At 70.6% G+C, this 16,381-nt stretch carries 17 protein-coding genes and 1 tRNA gene; 10 read left to right on the top strand and 8 right to left on the bottom strand.

Annotated features, from left to right (window positions below):
- Nucleotides 1–33: 33 nt before the first annotated feature.
- From N3K63_RS03995 to N3K63_RS03985, 3 genes are read right to left on the bottom strand one after another with little or no spacing between them, the layout of a single operon-like run.
- Nucleotides 34–1,275: a PP2C family protein-serine/threonine phosphatase gene (locus N3K63_RS03995; protein WP_261578700.1), complete on the bottom strand. Its 1,242-nt coding sequence runs from the start codon at nucleotides 1,273–1,275 to the stop codon at nucleotides 34–36.
- Between the two features lie 13 nt (nucleotides 1,276–1,288).
- A complete protein-coding gene (locus N3K63_RS03990) occupies nucleotides 1,289–1,816 on the bottom strand; it encodes an FHA domain-containing protein FhaB/FipA (RefSeq protein WP_261578699.1) in 528 nt (175 codons plus the stop codon).
- Nucleotides 1,813–2,541 (bottom strand): FhaA domain-containing protein, encoded by a 729-nt coding sequence (locus tag N3K63_RS03985; RefSeq protein ID WP_261578698.1) that lies wholly within the window; start codon nucleotides 2,539–2,541, stop codon nucleotides 1,813–1,815. The genes N3K63_RS03990 and N3K63_RS03985 overlap by 4 nt, the downstream gene beginning before the upstream one ends.
- Before the next feature lie 144 nt (nucleotides 2,542–2,685).
- On the opposite strand from N3K63_RS03985, the gene N3K63_RS03980 reads away from it, so the two are divergent.
- Nucleotides 2,686–2,769 (top strand) — tRNA-Leu (locus N3K63_RS03980).
- A gap of 73 nt (nucleotides 2,770–2,842) precedes the next feature.
- Here the strand turns inward: N3K63_RS03980 and N3K63_RS03975 are convergent.
- Nucleotides 2,843–4,054: an MFS transporter gene (locus N3K63_RS03975; RefSeq protein WP_261578697.1), complete on the bottom strand. Its 1,212-nt coding sequence runs from the start codon at nucleotides 4,052–4,054 to the stop codon at nucleotides 2,843–2,845.
- 201 nt (nucleotides 4,055–4,255) lie between these two features.
- Between N3K63_RS03975 and N3K63_RS03970 the strand changes: the two genes are divergently transcribed.
- The gene (locus N3K63_RS03970; RefSeq protein ID WP_261578696.1) at nucleotides 4,256–4,813 is read left to right on the top strand and encodes a TetR/AcrR family transcriptional regulator; all 558 of its coding nucleotides are present in this window, start codon (nucleotides 4,256–4,258) and stop codon (nucleotides 4,811–4,813) included.
- A 260-nt stretch (nucleotides 4,814–5,073) separates the two neighbouring features.
- Here N3K63_RS03970 and N3K63_RS03965 read toward each other — a convergent pair whose 3' ends face one another.
- Nucleotides 5,074–5,715, bottom strand: a complete 642-nt coding sequence (locus N3K63_RS03965; protein ID WP_261578695.1) for a GntR family transcriptional regulator — start codon at nucleotides 5,713–5,715, stop codon at nucleotides 5,074–5,076.
- A gap of 304 nt (nucleotides 5,716–6,019) precedes the next feature.
- On the opposite strand from N3K63_RS03965, the gene N3K63_RS03960 reads away from it, so the two are divergent.
- Nucleotides 6,020–6,226, top strand: a complete 207-nt coding sequence (locus N3K63_RS03960) for a cold-shock protein (protein WP_121056763.1) — start codon at nucleotides 6,020–6,022, stop codon at nucleotides 6,224–6,226.
- Between the two features lie 24 nt (nucleotides 6,227–6,250).
- Here the strand turns inward: N3K63_RS03960 and N3K63_RS03955 are convergent, their stop codons facing one another.
- Genes N3K63_RS03955 through N3K63_RS03945 form a run of 3 tightly spaced genes read right to left on the bottom strand, consistent with a single transcriptional unit; the run spans nucleotide 6,251 to nucleotide 8,928 of the window.
- A complete protein-coding gene (locus tag N3K63_RS03955) occupies nucleotides 6,251–6,931 on the bottom strand; it encodes an HAD hydrolase-like protein (protein ID WP_261578694.1) in 681 nt (226 codons plus the stop codon).
- 43 nt (nucleotides 6,932–6,974) lie between these two features.
- Nucleotides 6,975–7,670 (bottom strand): endonuclease NucS, encoded by a 696-nt coding sequence (gene nucS, locus N3K63_RS03950; RefSeq protein ID WP_261578693.1) that lies wholly within the window; start codon nucleotides 7,668–7,670, stop codon nucleotides 6,975–6,977.
- A gap of 34 nt (nucleotides 7,671–7,704) precedes the next feature.
- Nucleotides 7,705–8,928, bottom strand: a complete 1,224-nt coding sequence (locus N3K63_RS03945) for an MFS transporter (protein WP_261578692.1) — start codon at nucleotides 8,926–8,928, stop codon at nucleotides 7,705–7,707.
- A gap of 71 nt (nucleotides 8,929–8,999) precedes the next feature.
- Between N3K63_RS03945 and N3K63_RS03940 the strand changes: the two genes are divergently transcribed.
- From N3K63_RS03940 to mnhG, 7 genes are read left to right on the top strand one after another with little or no spacing between them, the layout of a single operon-like run.
- Nucleotides 9,000–10,052: a LacI family DNA-binding transcriptional regulator gene (locus N3K63_RS03940; RefSeq protein WP_261578691.1), complete on the top strand. Its 1,053-nt coding sequence runs from the start codon at nucleotides 9,000–9,002 to the stop codon at nucleotides 10,050–10,052.
- Between the two features lie 50 nt (nucleotides 10,053–10,102).
- Nucleotides 10,103–13,039 (top strand): Na+/H+ antiporter subunit A, encoded by a 2,937-nt coding sequence (locus N3K63_RS03935; protein ID WP_261578690.1) that lies wholly within the window; start codon nucleotides 10,103–10,105, stop codon nucleotides 13,037–13,039.
- Nucleotides 13,036–13,593 carry a Na(+)/H(+) antiporter subunit C gene (locus N3K63_RS03930; protein ID WP_261578689.1) on the top strand — a complete coding sequence of 186 codons (558 nt, stop codon included), beginning with the start codon at nucleotides 13,036–13,038 and terminating at the stop codon, nucleotides 13,591–13,593. Before N3K63_RS03935 ends, N3K63_RS03930 begins: the two co-directional genes overlap by 4 nt.
- A complete protein-coding gene (locus N3K63_RS03925; protein WP_261578688.1) occupies nucleotides 13,590–15,164 on the top strand; it encodes a Na+/H+ antiporter subunit D in 1,575 nt (524 codons plus the stop codon). Before N3K63_RS03930 ends, N3K63_RS03925 begins: the two co-directional genes overlap by 4 nt.
- Nucleotides 15,161–15,739: a Na+/H+ antiporter subunit E gene (locus N3K63_RS03920; RefSeq protein WP_261578687.1), complete on the top strand. Its 579-nt coding sequence runs from the start codon at nucleotides 15,161–15,163 to the stop codon at nucleotides 15,737–15,739. The genes N3K63_RS03925 and N3K63_RS03920 overlap by 4 nt, the downstream gene beginning before the upstream one ends.
- Complete coding sequence (locus N3K63_RS03915; RefSeq protein ID WP_261578686.1) at nucleotides 15,736–16,005, top strand: monovalent cation/H+ antiporter complex subunit F; 270 nt, start codon at nucleotides 15,736–15,738, stop codon at nucleotides 16,003–16,005. Before N3K63_RS03920 ends, N3K63_RS03915 begins: the two co-directional genes overlap by 4 nt.
- On the top strand, nucleotides 16,002–16,349 hold the full coding sequence (gene mnhG, locus N3K63_RS03910) for a monovalent cation/H(+) antiporter subunit G (RefSeq protein WP_261578685.1): 348 nt from the start codon (nucleotides 16,002–16,004) through the stop codon (nucleotides 16,347–16,349). Before N3K63_RS03915 ends, mnhG begins: the two co-directional genes overlap by 4 nt.
- The last annotated feature ends 32 nt before the right edge of the window (nucleotides 16,350–16,381 follow it).

The following is a 16,381-nucleotide window of genomic DNA, read 5'->3' as shown; positions in this document are numbered from 1 at the left end:
GCACGGACGTGTCGGTGCTGATCTCTTCGGCGGTCACGGTGATCCCTCCGGAAGCGACCGGCGGATGCTCGCGACGATCGCCTGCGCATCGGCGAGCGAGCGCGCCGACACGGTCTCCTCGATGGCCATGCGCTGGTAGACGGGGAGGTCGGCGAGGGGGATGCCGGTGTCGTTGTAGACCGACGACAGCGAGATCGGGCCGATGTCCTGCTGCACCCCGCGGTAGATCACGACGGTGTCGTCGTCGGAGCCGACGAAGTAGCGGGTCTGGGTCCACTGGTAGCCGGCGAAGGCGCCCACGGCCAGTGCCGCCAGGATGACGACGAGCCCGACGATCCACCACAGGCGGCGCCGACGCACGCGGCGGCGGTCTTCCTCGATGACCTCTTCGAGGTACTCGAGCGCGGGCTCGTAGTGGGTGGGCTCGTTGGCGGCCTGGCGTGCCGGGTGCAGCCAGCTGCTGCGCCCCGAGCGGGCGGCGGGGATCTCCACGCCCTGCGGCGTGGAGGCGGAGCCGACGATGGTGGGCGTGCCGCTGGCGAGCGGGTGGTTGCCGCCCACGTCGACCAGCACGATGGTGACGTTGTCGGGAGCACCGGCATCCAGCGCCTGCTTCAGCAGCAGGTCGGCGGTGCGGCCCGGCGCGTAACCCTGACCGAGCACCTTGCCGGTGTGCACGTCGTCGACCACGCCGCACAGGCCGTCCGAGCACAGCAGCCAGCGGTCGCCGGGCTGGGTGGGCATGATGAACGCGTCGATCTCGGGATCGGGGTCCATGTCGCCGAGCACCCGCATGAGCACCGAGCGGCGCGGGTGGTAGCGCGCCTCTTCGGGGGTGATGCGCCCCGAGTCGACCAGGCGCTGCACGAACGTGTGGTCGGTGGTGATCTGGGTGAGCGCGCCGTCGCGGAAGAGGTAGACGCGGGAGTCGCCGATGTGGGCGACGACCGCGTAGTCGTCGACCATGACCAGGGCGCTGACCGTCGTGCCCATGCCGGCCAGCTCGGGGCGCACCGCCACGGTGTCGATCAGCTCGGCCGCCGTGTCGCTGATCGCGTCGCGCAGCTCCCGTTCGGCATCCGTCGTCGAGGCGTAGGCGTGGTCGAGCTCTTTCAGACGGTGGACGGCCAGGCTCGAGGCGACGTCACCGCCGGCGTGCCCGCCCATGCCGTCGGCGACGACGAACAGGTTCGAGCCGCAGTAGCCCGAGTCCTGGTTGTTCGACCGCACCTTCCCGGTATGGGAGATCGCGGTGCTCGATCCTTCGAAGACCATGTCGCGGCGTCCGCTACTTCCGCAGCTCGAACGTCGTGGCGCCGACCTTGATGGGGGCTCCCACCGTGATCGGCACGGGCGCGCTCACGCGCTTGCCGTCGTGCCACGTGCCGTTGGTCGAGTCGAGGTCCTGCACCATCCACTGGGTGCCCCACAGCAGCAGGCGCGCGTGGTGGCTGGAGGTGTAGTCGTCGCGGATGACGAGCCCCGACTCGCTGGAGCGACCGATGGTGACCGGCTCCGACCCCAGCGGCAGCTCGAGGCCGGCCTTCGGGCCCGAGGTCACGACGATGCGCGAGACGGCGTCGGTGGTGGCCTTCACCGGACCCGACGCGGAGCGCGGCGCCGCCGGAGCGACGGGGGCGGTCGGCGCGCTCGGGCTCGGTGCGGCGGCTGCGGGTGCGGCGGTGGCCGGCTCGGGGAGCTTGCGCGCCTTCACGCCGAACAGGTCGGCGCGCAGCGAGTAGACCACGGCGAACACGAAGAACCACAACAGGACGAGGAAGCCCACCTGCAGCAGCAGCAGGGTCAGTTCGCTCACGCAAGGTCTCCCAGATCGAAGGCGCGGGTCGCGTCGTTCGGCGCGGGGCGTGGCGGCAGGGCCTGCGGCACCACAGTGAAGACGATATCGGTGCGGCCGATGGTCACCACCGAGTCGGGCGGCAGCGCGGCCTCCGACACCTTGGTGCCGTTGAGCTTGGTGCCGTTGGTCGAGTTCATGTCGCGCACCATGGCGCGCTCGCCGTCCCACAGGATCTCGACGTGTCGGCGGCTCGTGCCGGCGTCGGCGATCGTGATGTCGGCGTCGCTGCCGCGGCCGATGACCGTGCGGCTCTTGACGAGCGGATGCCGGGTGCCGGCGATGTCGACGACGCCGCGCCAGGCCACCTCGCCACCGGCCGCCGTGCGCGAATCCACGCGCAGGGTGCCCGTCGAGAGCTGCTCGTCGGCGGCGAGCGAGATCGCCACCGGCCCGGCGAAGCTGAAGCCCTGCTTCTTGGCGTGCTCTTCGACCAGGCGGTGCAGGTCGTTCACGAGCGTGCTGCCCAGGCTCGCCATGCGCTCGGCGTCGGCGGGCGCCAGGCGCACCTCGAAGGTGTTGGGCGCGAGGATGCGGTCGCGGCTGACGACGGCAGCCTTCACGTCGAGTTCGCTGCGCAGGGCGGATGCCACTTCCACAGGCTGAACGCCGCTGCGGAAGGTCTTCGCGAACGCGCTGTTGACGGCGCGTTCGAGTCCCTTCTCGAAGCTGTCAAGTAGTCCCACGGGGCTCCTCTGGCAGGCTGACGTGTGGCTACATGCTAGTTGCACACCCTGAGCGCACCATGGAGCGGGTGCGGTGGGCCCGGATTCGGGCGCACCCGGGCGGTCGTGATATCCTCGGCAGGTTGACTCCGCGCAAGCGGAATCGCGCGAGTGGCGGAATAGGTAGACGCGCTGGCTTCAGGTGCCAGTGCCCGCAAGGGCGTGGGGGTTCAAGTCCCCCCTCGCGCACAACAGGAAGAAGCCGGCTGGAGCACATGCTCCGGCCGGCTTCTTCGTTTGGGCGTGACGGGCGAGCGCCGGCTCAGTGCGTGTTGCCTCCGCGGCGGACGAGGCTGTTGAGTCGCTCGGACATGAACAGGCCGAGCACGACGAGCACGGCGAGGAACAGCGGGAACAGCCACAGTCCGACGACGTCGGCCAGGATGCCGAACAGGGGCGGCGCGAAGGTCGACCCGGTGTAGGCGGCGGCCATCTGGATGCCGATGATGGCCTGCGAGTTGCGCCGCCCGAAGTTGACCGGTGTCGAGTGGATGATCGCCGGGTAGATGGGGGCGCAGCCGAGCCCGAGCACTGCGAGTCCGATCAGCGCCGGCAGGTCGGTGCCCACCGGCAGGGCGAGCAGCAGGGCGCCGAGCCCCACGGCCGCGAAGCCGCCGCGGATCATCTGCCGGTCGCCGATCCGGTCGGCGAAGAAGCCCGCCAGGAAGCGGCCTGCCGTGATGCCCAGCAGGAACAGCGACGCGAACGCGGCTGCCGTCGCGGCATCCACCCCGCGCTCTGTCACCAGATAGCTCGAGGCCCAGAGGATCGCGGTGCTCTCGAGCGCGCAGTAGGCGAGGAACGCGGTCAGGATCAGGAGGACGCCGGGGATGCGGATCGCCTGGGCCAGCGAGACGTGGGTGCGGCTCGCGGCGGGCGCGCCGGAGGCATCCTCCGCCTCCTCCGCCCCCGCGGGGTGCACGGCGTTGACCTTGTTCCACAGCGGGATGCTGATGAGCAGGGCGAAGGTGAGCACGGCCTGGATGACGCCGATGATGAGGTAGGCGCTCGACCACCCCCAGTCGGCGGTGAGGGCGAAGCTCATGATGAACGGGCTCAACGACGCGCCCAGCCCCCAGCACGCGTGCAGCCAGTTCATGTGCCGCGCCGCGTAATGCACGGCGACGTAGTTGTTGAGCGCGGCGTCGACCGCCCCCGCGCCCAGGCCGTACGGGATGGCCCAGAGGCACAGCATCCAGAACGAATCCGAGAACGAGAAGCCCACGAGGGCCGCGGCGGTCATCCCGACACTCACCGCCGTCACCACGCCCACGCCGAACCGGCGGGTCACGCGCTCGGAGGCGAGGCTGGAGAGGATGGTGCCGCCCGCGATGATCATCGTGACCAGGCCGGCGAAGGCGATCGGCACATCGAGGTCGTGGTGCATGACCGGCCACCCGGCGCCCAGGAGCGAATCGGGCAGCCCGAGGCTGATGAAGGCGATGTAGATGATCGCGAGGAGGAGCGAGTACACGGGCGGGGAGACGGCCTTTCGAGAGGCATCGTGGGTGGAGGGGGCTCAGCGGCGCAGGGCGCGCGCGTGCAAGCATCCTTACAGTGTACGCACGTACACATCGAGCGCGAAGCGGGAGCGGGAGGTCGGGGAGCGGGATGGCGCGGTGTGTACAGTCGCACACATGATGGACCGAGGGCACGGGCGCGGGGGGCGACGCGCATGACGTCGGCGCGACGCTACGACCCAGGCAGGCGCGACCGGATCATCGACGCGTGCCTCGAGGTGATCGCCGAGGTCGGTGTCGCCGGCGCCTCGCACCGGCGCATCGCCGAGCGCGCCGATGTGCCGCTGGGGTCGATGACCTACCACTTCCGTGGCATCGACGAGCTGCTGCGGGAGGCGTTCGAGCGGTTCACCGACTCGATGAGCGCGCGGTTCGCAGCCCGGCTGGCAGGAGATCTCGACCACGACGCCGCCATCCGCGCGGTCGCAGACCTCATCGAGCAGGACGTCTTCGTCACCCGACGCGACCTGGTGCTCACCCACGAGCTCTATACATTGGCCGCGCGCGACGAGGCGTTCCGTGCCGTGACGAACCGGTGGATGCGGCGCAGCCGCGACACCCTCTCCGCCCACTTCGATCCCGCGACGGCGCTGATGATCGACGCGCTCATCGAGGGCCTGACCATCCATGCCGCACTCGACACCGAGCCCCGCGACCCTGCTATCACGAGCGAGGCCGTGCGCCGGCTGGCGTCGAAGTCCGAGCCGGACTGACCGGGGCGGCGCATAACTCAGGCAGAAACCGGGCCGGGGCCCCGCTTGGGGGCCCGCGCGGGCCGATCTGCCTGAGTTATGCGCCGTGGCTCGCGCCGTGCGCCGGCTGGCGTCGAAGTCCGCGCCGGCCTGAACGGGCGGCGCATTACTCAGGCAGAAACCGGGCCGAGGCCCGGTATCGGAGCCCGCGCGGGCCGATCTGCCTGAGTTATGCGCCGTGGCGGGCGGGTAGGGGCGCGGATCAGCGCCGGAACGGCGTGTCAGGCGACGCTGTGCAGGTAGCGCAGCAGGCGCTCGGCTTCGTCGGCGTCGCGGTGCGCGATCGCATCGCGCAGCTGCGTGTAGCTCGCGGCGCGCTCGATGGGAGAGGCCATGAACGGCACCCAGCCGCGCAGATTGCGCTGGATGGCCAGGGAGGCCTCGCGGATCACCCCGATGAACACGGTGTTGCCAGTGGCGCGGGTCACCTGCACGAACAGGTCGGTCGATCGCTCGAACAGGGCGAGCGGGTCGGCCTCGGCGGAGGCGGCGACGACGGCATCGGCCAGCTCGACGAGCTCGGCGAGCTGCGCATCGGACGCGTGGTGCAGCGCGAGGCGCAGCGCGTTGCCCATGAAGTAGGCGGTGAAGGCGCCGGTGTCGGCGCGGAGCTTCTCGTCGGGGACCGAGACGCGCGTGTAGCGCCCGACCGCGATCTCGACGAGGCCGAACCGCTCGAGGCGCTGCAGAGCCTCGCGCACCGGGGTGCGCGAAGTACCCAGCTGCTGGGCCAGGTCGGTGTCGCGCAGGCGCTCGCCGGGGGCGAGGCGTCCGTCGAGGATCGCCGCGCCGATGGTCCTGTACACCTCGTCGCCGAGGATGATGCCGCTGGTGAGTTCGATCGGGTGGAGTGTCGCGCTCATTGCCGCAACAGTGTACGGCTCCGGCCTATGTACTCACGGCGGATTCGCAACCGTGCACCCCTCCCCGGCGGACCGATATATCAGTAGACTCGGCGCCGTCACGTTACGCGTGGCCTATCCGGGGGGATCCGTCGACGCCCGGGCGTGAGCGCTCAGCGCATGCCGCCCGGGCGTCGAATGGTTGTTGCGGGGTTGCAACATTTGTGTCACCTTCTCTCACCGGGCAGGACAACATCGAGTGCTCCCGTTACGGTGTTTCCAACGGCGCGCCCGCGCCGGATTCAGCTCGCACGTAAGGCAGTTCATGAGCACCAGCGGTACCGTCAAGTGGTTCAACTCGGAGAAGGGTTTCGGGTTCATCGCACCCGACGAGGGCGGCGCTGACGTCTTCGCCCACTACTCCGCCATCCAGTCGGGCGGCTACCGCTCGCTCGAGGAGAACCAGCGGGTCGAGTTCGACATCGCGCAGGGCCCCAAGGGCCTGCAGGCGGAGAACATTCGCCCCCTCTGATCCCTCGCGGATCTCGCGCAGGCGTCACACGTCGCCGTCGACCAGCAGCAATGCACGCAGCTGGTCGGCGGTGTCGACGACGGCCTGCGCGCCCTCGGACTCGTGCGGCCAGCTGAAGCCCCACCGCACGAAGATGACCGGCACACCGTGCTCGGCCGCGCCGTCGATGTCGTGGTGCCGGTCGCCGATGAGCACGGGACGGCTGATGTCGTGCCCGTCCGCGGCCAGCTGACGCAGCGCCTCGGCGATCACCGCCGACTTCGACGCGCGCGTCTTCTCGTCGGCGGTCGCACCGACGATCGCCTGCAGGTGCACGGCGAGGTCGAAGTGGTCCATCAGCGCGGTCACCTGGATCTCCGGCTTGGAGCTGGCGGTCGCCTGCGGGATGCCGGCGGCCGCGAGATCGCCGATGAGCTCCCCGATGCCCGGGTAGAGCCGCGCACCGCTGGCATAGCCGTCTTCGCGGCCGATCGCGCGGTAATGCGTCACGGCATCCGCCGCTTCTTCCGGCGACATGCCCACGTTGGTCTGGAACGACTGGTGCATGGGCGGACCGATCCAGTGCACGAGCTCGGCCCGGGTCGGCGCGGGGTAGCCGAGCTCGGTCAGGCAGCGGGTGAGGCGCCGCAGAATGCCCTCCGACGCATCGACGACGGTGCCGTCGATGTCCCACAGGATGCAGCTGAACGGGGAGCGAGGGGCCATGCCCCCAGCCTAGGCCGGTCGCGGAATCGATCCGCCCGGTCGGTCAGAACAGCCGCGGGGCGCCCGACTCGGTGCCCTTCATGCCCTCGTAGTCGAGGGTGACGCAGCGGATGCCACGATCGTTCGCGAGCACTTTGGCCTGCGGCTTGATCTCCTGCGCGGCGAACACGCCCGTCACCGGCGCCAGGTGCGGGTCGCGACCGAGCAGCTCGAGGTAGCGGGTGAGCTGCTCGACGCCGTCGATGTCGCCGCGGCGCTTGACCTCGACGGCGATCGTGCCGCCCTCGGGGTTGCGCAGCAGCAGGTCGACCGGCCCGATCGCGGTGGGGTACTCGCGGCGCACCAGCTGCAGGCCGTCGCCGATGACGTCCACCTGCTCGGCCAGCAGGCGCTGCAGGTCGGCTTCGACGCCGTCCTTCTGCAGACCCGGGTCGATGCCGAGCTCGTGCGCCGAGTCGTGCAGCACCTCGTAGATGCGCACGAGCAGCGCGTCACCGGTCTTGGCGTGCGTGACGCGCCAGTGCTCCTGCACGCCGGCCGACGCCGACTCGGCATCCGGCTCCTCCACCGTCAGGGTGCACGGCGGGCTCATCCAGTTGAGCGGCTTGTACGAGCCGCCGTCGGAGTGCACGAGCAGCGAGCCGTCGCCCTTGTGCACCAGCAGACGCGTGGCCAGCGGCAGGTGGGCATTGAGGCGGCCGGTGTAATCCACCGAGCAGCGGGCGATGACGAGACGCACCCGACGAGTGTACGGGGGAAGCGGCGCGCACCGGTCAGTGGTGACCGGCGCCGACCTTCGATCCGGCGATGGGCTTGGCGGCGCCCGAGAAGAGTCCGCTCATCGCGATGAGCGCGACGATGATCCACAGGGTGGGCAGGATGCCGATCTGGTGGCTGACCCAGCCGAGCACGGGCGGCCCGCACAGGAAGGCCACGTAGCCGATCGTCGCCGCGGCCGACACCGATGCGGCTGCCTTCCGGGGGTCATCGGCGGCGGCCGACATGCCCAGCGGGAACCCGAGGGAGGCTCCGGCGCCCCACAGTGCGACGCCGACGAAGGCGACGGGGAGGTTCGGGGCGAGGATGAAGGTGATGAGGCCGACGGCAGCGGTGACGGCGAGGATGCGCAGCGTCCAGACGCGTCCGATGCGGTCGACGATCGGGCCGCCCAGCACGCGGAACACGGTCATCGCCACCGAGAACACGGTGAGCGCGATGGCGCCCATCGCCTCGGTCTGCGCGTGGCCGTCGACGACGGCGATGGTGAGCCAGTCGTTGGCGCTGCCCTCGGCGAAGGCCATGCCGAGCATGATGACGCCGATGGCGTAGGTGCGCGGGTCGCGCCACACCGCGGCGATCTCGGCGAACCGCTCGCGCCGGGTGGGGGCCGTGGCCGGGTCGTCGTGGACGATCTCGCGGTTGGGCACGAAGCGCAGCGACCCGAGGCCGGCGGCGAGCACGACGACGCCCACGAGCCACAGGTGCCAGGCGATGCCCACCTGCGCGGCGGCCATGAGGATGCCCAGACCCGCACCGGCGACCGTGCCGAGACTGAAGAACGCGTGGAAGAGGGGCATGAGGGTGCGCTCGAACGACTGCTCGACCGCGGCGGCTTCGACGTTCATCATGACGTCGGTGGCGCTCATCCCGAGGCCCATGAACGCCAGACCGATCGCGGTGACCGCGTAGGACTCGAGGAACTGCACGCCGAGACCGGCGATGAGCACACCGGTGCCGAACGAGATGATCGTGGCGAACATCCCCCGCCGCGCCCCCCAGCGGGCGACGATGACGTTGGCCAGCGAGAGACCGACGATCGAGGCGGCGCCGATGACGAACAGCAGCACGCCGACGAGGAAGTCGTCGATGCCGAGGGTCTGCTTGACCGTAGGCAGCCGCGAGGCCCACGAGGCGAAGCCCAGACCGCACACGAGGAAGATCGTGAAGATCGCCGTGCGCCAGTGCACGAGCTGCCGTCGTGTGAGGGTCGATTCCATGGTCCCCGATCCTATATCGCGCGGATCGAATCGTTTCGGCGCGCGCCGGGACCACCGGGTACGATCAGCCCATGACGACGCGCCGCGCCACCATCGCCGACGTCGCCCGCGCGGCGGGGGTCTCGGCCTCGACGGCATCGGTCGTCTTCAGCGGCAAGACGCCCGTGTCGGATGCCACGCGGGCCCGCGTGGTCGCCGCGGCGACCACGCTCGGCTACACCGGACCGCATCCGCTCGCCGCCTCGCTGCGGCGCGGGCGGTCGGGCATCGTCGGCGTCGTGTTCACCGAGCACCTCGGCCGCGCGTTCCAAGACCCGGTGAAGATCCTCATGATGGACGGACTGACCGCGGCGGTCGGTCCGCTCGGCTCGGGCCTGCTACTCGTGCGCGACACCGTCGACACGGATGCCGCCGCCCCCACCCTCACCACCTCGCCCATCGACGCGGCCGTGCTCGTGGGCTGCACCGCGCGTCAGCGCGCGGCCCTGGCGCCCGTCAAGGCGCGCGGCGTGCCCCTGGTCGTGATCGAGGGCGACGCCGGCGACGACGTGCCCCGCATCGACCTCGACAACCGCGAGGCCCAGCGCCTGGCCGCCGAGCACCTGCGCGCACTCGGCCACACGCGCGTGGCCACCGTGACGCTGCCGGTGGGCGGCCGGCCCCGCGGCGTGCTCACCGCCGACCAGCAGATCGTCGTCGACGTCACGCGCCACCGGCTGGCGGGGGTGCACGATGTCTTCCCGGGCGCGGCGGCCATCGCCACCGCCGGCTCGTCGATCGACGAGGGGCTGATCGCCGGGCGCGCGCTGCTGGCGGGCCCCGATCGCCCCACCGCGATCCTCGCCCAGAGCGACCTGCTCGCCGTCGGCGTGATCCGCGCGGCCGAAGAGGCGGGCCTGCGCGTGCCCGCGGACCTCAGCGTCACCGGCTTCGACGGGATCGCCGTCGACGGGCTGGCCCCCTACCGGCTCACGACCCTCGTGCAGGATGCCATCGGCAAGGGCCGCGCGGCGGGCGACGCGGTGGCCGCACTGCTGGCGGGCACCCCCGTGGCATCCGTCGTGCTGCCCTGTCCGTTCCGCCTCGGGAACACGACGGGTCCGGTTCCCGAAATCGCCCTATAGAATAGAGTCCGATCCCCAGACGCCGGCTGACGCCATGAGGAGGCACCTTTTTGCTGCTGCTCCTCTGCCTGTTCGCTCTTGTGCCGCTGGTACTGCCCTGGCTCGTCGGACGCATCGGAGCGCGCGCGTTCTATGTCGCCGCCGCGCTGCCCCTGGTCGCCTTCGCTCACGCCGTGGCGCAGTCGCCGGCGGTGCTGTCGGGCGAGGTGCTCACCGAGACCTTCGCGTGGATCCCGTCGCTCGACATCGAACTGTCGATGCGCATGGACACCCTCGGGTGGGTGATGGCGCTCATCGTCACCGGCGTCGGCGCGCTCGTGATGCTCTACTGCCGTTGGTACTTCGACGGCAAGAAAGACGGCGTCGGACTGTTCTCGGCCGTGCTGCTGGCCTTCGCCGGCGCGATGTACGGCCTGGTGCTCACCGACGACGCGATCGTGCTGGTGATGCTGTGGGAGGTCACGAGCGTGCTCTCGTACCTGCTCATCGGCTTCTACCACGCGCGTGGCGCGAGCCGTCGTGCCGCCCTGCAGGCGCTGCTGGTGACGACCCTCGGCGGTCTGGTGATGTTCGTCGGCGTCGTCATCGTCGTCGTGCAGGCCGGCACCAACAGCATCGCCCAGATCCTCGCCACCTGGCCGGAGACGGTGGCCGGCGACCCCGTGCTGCTGAACACGGCGGTCGTGCTGGTGCTCGTGGGCGCGCTCAGCAAGTCGGCCATCTTCCCCTTCCACTTCTGGCTGCCCGGCGCCATGGCCGCGCCCACCCCGGTGAGCGCCTACCTGCACGCCGCCGCGATGGTGAAGGCCGGCATCTACCTCATCGCCCGCCTCGCGCCCGCCCTCGCGCTGGCCGAGCCGTGGCGGCCGATCGTGGTGACCCTCGGCGTGTTCACGATGCTGCTGGGCGGGCTGCAGGCGCTGCGCGAGAACGACCTCAAGCGCATCCTCGCCTTCGGCACCGTCAGCCAGCTGGGCATGCTCACCGTGGTGCTCGGCTACGGCACCCGCGACGCGGCGCTGGCGGGGCTCGCGCTGCTGCTGGGCCACGCGCTGTTCAAGTCTGCGCTGTTCCTGGTGGTCGGCATCATCGACCGGCAGCTGTCGACCCGTGACATCACCGAGCTGTCGGGTGTGGCCCGGCAAGCGCCGACCCTGGCGGTGATCTCGGTGATCACGGTCGCCTCGATGGCCGGCATCATCCCGACCCTCGGCTTCGTGGCCAAGGAGACCGCCCTCACCGCCCTGCTCGACGACACCGCCCACTCGCCGTGGGCGTGGATCGCCCTGGTCGGCATCGTGGCCGGGTCGGTGCTGACCGTGGCGTACGGCCTGCGGTTCGTGTGGGGGGCGTTCGGAACCAAGAAGGATGCCGTCGGCGAAGCGCTGCCCCGCACCGAGTGGCCGGACCCGCCCATCGGCTTCCTCGGCGCCCCGGTGCTGCTGGCCGCCCTGAGCCTGGCCGGCGGGTTCGCCGCCCCCGCCCTCGACGTCGCCCTCTCGGGATACGCCGACGAGTTCCCCGCCCCCGAGCATCCCGCCCACCTCGCCCTCTGGCACGGGCTCGAGCCGGCGCTGCTGATGACGATCGGCTCCATCGCCGTCGGCATCCTGGTGTTCTGGGCCAGCCGGCGCCGCCCGCTGCCGGGGCGCATGCTGCCGTTCACCTCGCTCGACGCCTACAACGCGAGCCTGCGCGGCATCGCGAAGGTCGCGGTGTGGACCACCACGCTCACCCAGCGCGGTTCGCTGCCGGTGTACGTCGGCACGATCTTCGTCGTGTTCGTCGCCGCCGAGGGCACCGCGCTGGTGGCCACGGGCCAGCCGTGGAGCACGCAGCTCGACCTCTGGCAGACCCCGATGCAGCTCGTCGTCGCGCCGATCATGATCCTCGCCGGCATCGTGGCGGTGCGCGCCCGCAAGCGCTACACCGGCATCGTGCTGGTGTCGGTGACCGGCCTCGGAATGGTGCTGCTGTTCGCCACCAGCGGCGCGCCCGACCTCGCCCTCACGCAGATCCTCGTCGAGACGGTGACCCTGGTCGCCTTCGCGCTCGTGCTGCGCCGCATCCCCGCCCGCCTCGGCGAGCACAACGCGTCGGTGGCGCCCGTGCTGCGGGCGACCCTGGCGATCGGGGTGGGCGTGACGATGGCGTGCATCGCGATCGTCGCCACCGGCGCGCGCATCGCCGAGCCGATCTCCGACCGCTTCCCCGAGCTGGCCTACGAGCTCGGTCACGGCAAGAACGTCGTCAACGTGGCCCTCGTCGACCTGCGCGGCTGGGACACGATGGGCGAGCTGTCGGTGCTCATCCTCGCCGCGACCGGTGTGGCCTCGCTCGTGTTCGTCACCAACCGCTCCGACACGCTCTCGCAGAGCATCTCGGCGCTGCCGACGGGCGCCGTGCGCACCCGCCGCCCGCTCGTCGAGACGGTCGACGGCCCGCAGCCGGGCCGCGCCCACCCGCGCAGCACCCGCCAGGCCTGGCTCGTCGGCGGCCAGCGGATGCTGCCCGAGAACCGCTCGATCCTGCTCGAGGTGATCGTGCGTATCCTCTTCCACACGATCATCGTCGTGTCGATCTACGTGCTGTTCGCCGGCCACAACCTGCCCGGCGGCGGCTTCGCGGGCGGCCTCGTGGCGGGCATGGCGCTGGTCATGCGCTACGTCGCGGGCGGCCCCTACGAGCTGGGGGCGGCCGCCCCCACGGACGCCGGACGGCTGCTGGGCGCGGGCATGACCCTCGCCGTGGCGTGCGCCATCGTGCCGATGTTCTTCGGCGCGCCGCCGCTGACCAGCTGGTTCGTCGAGGCCGAACTGCCCGTGCTCGGCCACGTCGAGTTCGTGACCTCGACCATCTTCGACATCGGCGTCTACCTCGTGGTCATCGGCCTCGTGCTCGACGTGCTGCGCTCGCTGGGCGCCGAGGTCGACCGCCAGACCAAAGAGGCGAGCACGCGCAGCGCCGGCGGGGCGGTGGTCTCGTGAACGTGTCGATGGTGCTCATCGTGATCATGGCCGTGCTGTTCGCGGCGGGTGTCTACGCGATGCTCGAGCGCAGCCTCACCCGCGTGCTCATCGGCTTCCTGCTGCTGGGCAACGCCGCCAACCTGTTCCTCCTCGTCGTGATGGGCGAGCCCGGCGTCGCCCCGTTCTTCGGCGCGGCGGCCTCGCCCGACGAGATGAGCGACCCGCTGCCGCAGGCGCTCACCCTCACGGCGATCGTCATCACCTTCGCGGTGTCGGCGTTCCTCCTCGCCCTGATCTACCGCTCCTGGCAGCTGGGCCAGGCCGACACCGTCGAAGACGACGAGGCCGACCTGGAGGTGCGCGAGCGCGCCGAGAAGGACGAAGACACGATGGAGGACGAGATCACCGACGAGGACGACGACGCGACCACCGACTTCATCGGCACCGAGACGGCGCCGATCGTCGTGCTGCACCAGCGCGACCTGTCGGCGCTGCGCGACGACGCCCCCGTCGACCGCCCGGTGCGGCGCTCCGACGACGACGCTCCGCGCGGATCGGGGGGTGACGCATGAGCAGCCTCGTCCCGCTGCTGGTGACGCTGCCCCTGCTGGGCGCAGCCGTCGCGCTGATCTTCGGCCGCCGCCGCCGCGTGCAGGTGGGGGTCTCCCTCATCACCCTGACGCTGGTGCTCGGCATCGCCGCCGTGCTGCTGTACGCCGTCGACCAGTCGGGTGTGCCGCTGGCCGTGTCGGTGGGCGGCTGGCCGGTGCCGTTCGGCATCGTGCTCTACGTCGACCGGCTCTCGGCGCTGCTGGTGGTCGTCTCCAGCATCGTGCTGCTGGCGGTGCTGCTGTTCTCGGTGGGCCAGGGCGCCGCCGACGGCGACGACGACACCCCGGTCTCGATCTTCCACCCGTCGTACCTCATCCTGTCGGCGGGCATCTTCAACGCCTTCATCGCCGGCGACCTGTTCAACCTGTACGTCGGGTTCGAGATCCTGCTGGTCGCCTCGTACGTGCTCATCACCCTGGGCTCCACCGAGTCGCGCATCCGCACGGGCGTGGTCTACATCGTCGTCTCGCTGGTGTCGTCGATCCTGTTCCTCGCGGCGATCGCGGCGATCTACGGCGCCCTGGGAACGGTGAACATCGCCCAGCTGTCGGAGCGCATGATGGAGCTGCCGCAGGAGGTGCAGCTCGTGCTGCACCTGATGCTGCTGCTGGCCTTCGCCATCAAGGCGGCCGTTTTCCCGCTCTCGTTCTGGCTGCCCGACTCGTACCCGACCGCCCCGGCGCCGGTCACGGCGGTGTTCGCGGGCCTGCTGACCAAGGTCGGCGTCTACGCGATGATCCGCACCGAGACGCAGATCTTCCGCGACAACGACGTCAACACGCTGCTGCTGATCGTCGCCCTCGCCACCATGATCGTCGGGGTGCTCGGCGCCGTCGCGCAGGCCGAGCTCAAACGCATCCTGTCGTTCACCCTCGTCAGTCACATCGGCTACATGGTGTTCGGACTGGCGATCGCCACCCCCGCCTCGCTCGGGGCGACGATCTACTACATGGTGCACCACATCGTGGTGCAGACGACCCTGTTCCTGGCGGTCGGCCTCGTCGAGCGCCGCGCGGGATCGACCTCGATCCTCAAGGTCAAGGGCCTCATGAAAGCGGCGCCCCTCATCGCGGTGCTGTACTTCGTGCCCGCCATCAACCTGGGCGGCCTGCCGCCGTTCTCGGGCTTCATCGGCAAGTTCGCGCTGTTCGACGCGGCCGCCGAGGTGGGCACGCCCCTCATGTACCTGCTCATCGCGGGCGGCATCATCACCTCGCTGCTCACCCTCTACGCCCTCATGCGCGCCTGGAACCTGTCGTTCTGGCGCGAGGAGGAGGAGCACGGCGACGAGGTGGGCGCCGACCGCATCGCCTACCTCGACGACGCGCCCGCCGCCGCCACCCAGACCCAGCGCCGCGTGATCCCACGCGTGATGACCTCGGCCACGGCCGGCATGGTCGCCGTCACCATCGCGCTGACGGTCTTCGCCGGCCCGCTCTACGAGCTGTGCACCAAGATCGGCGCCGCACTGCAAGACCCCGTGCACATCGGGCAGGTCGACGAGAAGACCGCCGAGGGGGTGATCCGGTGACCCCCACCGAGAAGCCCACCGCCAAAGGCGTGCTGGCCGCCGTGTGGCGTCAGCTGCCGTTCTTCGTGTGGCTGGTCGCGCTGTGGATGCTGCTGTGGGGGCAGTTCACGGTGCTCGCCGCCCTCACCGGGCTCATCGTCGCGATCTTCGTGACCCGCATCTTCCGGCTGCCGCCGGTGGAGCTGTCGGGCCGGGTGAACCTGTGGTGGGGGCTCGTGTTCATCGGCGACTTCTTCTTCGCCCTCGTGCGCGGATCGCTCACCGTCGCCTGGCAGGTCATCTCGCCGCGTCGCCGGGGAACCGGCATCATCGCCGTGCCGCTCGAGACCGACGACGACCTCATCATGACGCACGTCGCCGTGACGGCATCCCTCGTTCCCGGGTCGCTGATCATCGACGTCGACCGTGACCGCCGCGTGCTCTACCTGCACGTGCTGGGCATCGACAGCGCCGAGGACGTCGCGACGCAGAAGCGCTCGGTCAAGCACTGGGAGAAGCGGATCGTGCGCGCGGTGGGCTCGCGCGCGCAGGTGCGGGCCATGGACGAGGCCATCGAGGCGGGGAGGGTGCGATGAGCGTCATGCTCGTGATCATCACCGTGGTGTTCGCCGTGGCCGCCCTGCTGACGGTGTGGCGCATCATCATCGGGCCGTCGATCCTCGACCGCGCGGTGGCCGCCGACGTGCTGCTGACGCTGGTCATCTGCGTGCTCGGGGCCGAGATGGCCATCAACCATCACACGCGCACCCTGCCGCTGCTGCTGATCGTCGCCGCCGTGGGTGTGTTCGGGTCGATCTCGATCGCGCGCTTCGTGGCGCGCAGAGACGGAGACGGACGATGATCGACGGGATCGTGCTCGCGCTCATCCTCATCGGGGCGCTGCTGTGCCTGACCGCCGCGATCGGCCTCTTCCGCTTCCGCGACGTGCCCACCCGCCTGCACGCGGCCACCAAGCCGCAGGTGCTGGGGCTCATCCTCATCTGCATCGCCATCGCCCTGGCATCCGGATCGTGGGAGGTGGCCGCCTTCCTGGTGCCGGTCGTGCTGATCCAGCTGGCCACCGCACCGCTGTCGGCGCACATGGTGGGCCGGCAGGCCTACCGCAACGGCACCCTCGACGAGACGTCGCTGACCGTCGACGAGCTCGCCGACGAGAGCCGCACCCCGCCCGCCGCCGGCGGCTGAGCCGCCCGCCACCGGCGGGAGCCCTCACTCAG

The sequence above is a fragment of the Microbacterium festucae genome, from assembly GCF_025421715.1.
In the GTDB taxonomy this organism is placed as follows: Bacteria; Actinomycetota; Actinomycetes; order Actinomycetales; family Microbacteriaceae; genus Microbacterium; species Microbacterium festucae.
The sequence above is the reverse complement of the archived record's forward strand: the minus strand, read 5'-3'. Positions and strand labels throughout refer to the sequence as shown.

What these genes read in the sequence shown, in the direction of transcription:
- N3K63_RS03995 (WP_261578700.1), bottom strand. Translation starts at nt 1,275, where the DNA reads ATGGTCTTCGAAGGATCGAGCACCGCGATCTCCCATACCGGGAAGGTG.
- N3K63_RS03970 (WP_261578696.1), top strand. Translation starts at nt 4,256, where the DNA reads ATGACGTCGGCGCGACGCTACGACCCAGGCAGGCGCGACCGGATCATC.
- N3K63_RS03965 (WP_261578695.1), bottom strand. Translation starts at nt 5,715, where the DNA reads ATGAGCGCGACACTCCACCCGATCGAACTCACCAGCGGCATCATCCTC.
- N3K63_RS03960 (WP_121056763.1), top strand. Translation starts at nt 6,020, where the DNA reads ATGAGCACCAGCGGTACCGTCAAGTGGTTCAACTCGGAGAAGGGTTTC.
- N3K63_RS03955 (WP_261578694.1), bottom strand. Translation starts at nt 6,931, where the DNA reads ATGGCCCCTCGCTCCCCGTTCAGCTGCATCCTGTGGGACATCGACGGC.
- N3K63_RS03945 (WP_261578692.1), bottom strand. Translation starts at nt 8,928, where the DNA reads ATGGAATCGACCCTCACACGACGGCAGCTCGTGCACTGGCGCACGGCG.
- N3K63_RS03940 (WP_261578691.1), top strand. Translation starts at nt 9,000, where the DNA reads ATGACGACGCGCCGCGCCACCATCGCCGACGTCGCCCGCGCGGCGGGG.
- N3K63_RS03925 (WP_261578688.1), top strand. Translation starts at nt 13,590, where the DNA reads ATGAGCAGCCTCGTCCCGCTGCTGGTGACGCTGCCCCTGCTGGGCGCA.
- N3K63_RS03915 (WP_261578686.1), top strand. Translation starts at nt 15,736, where the DNA reads ATGAGCGTCATGCTCGTGATCATCACCGTGGTGTTCGCCGTGGCCGCC.
- mnhG (WP_261578685.1), top strand. Translation starts at nt 16,002, where the DNA reads ATGATCGACGGGATCGTGCTCGCGCTCATCCTCATCGGGGCGCTGCTG.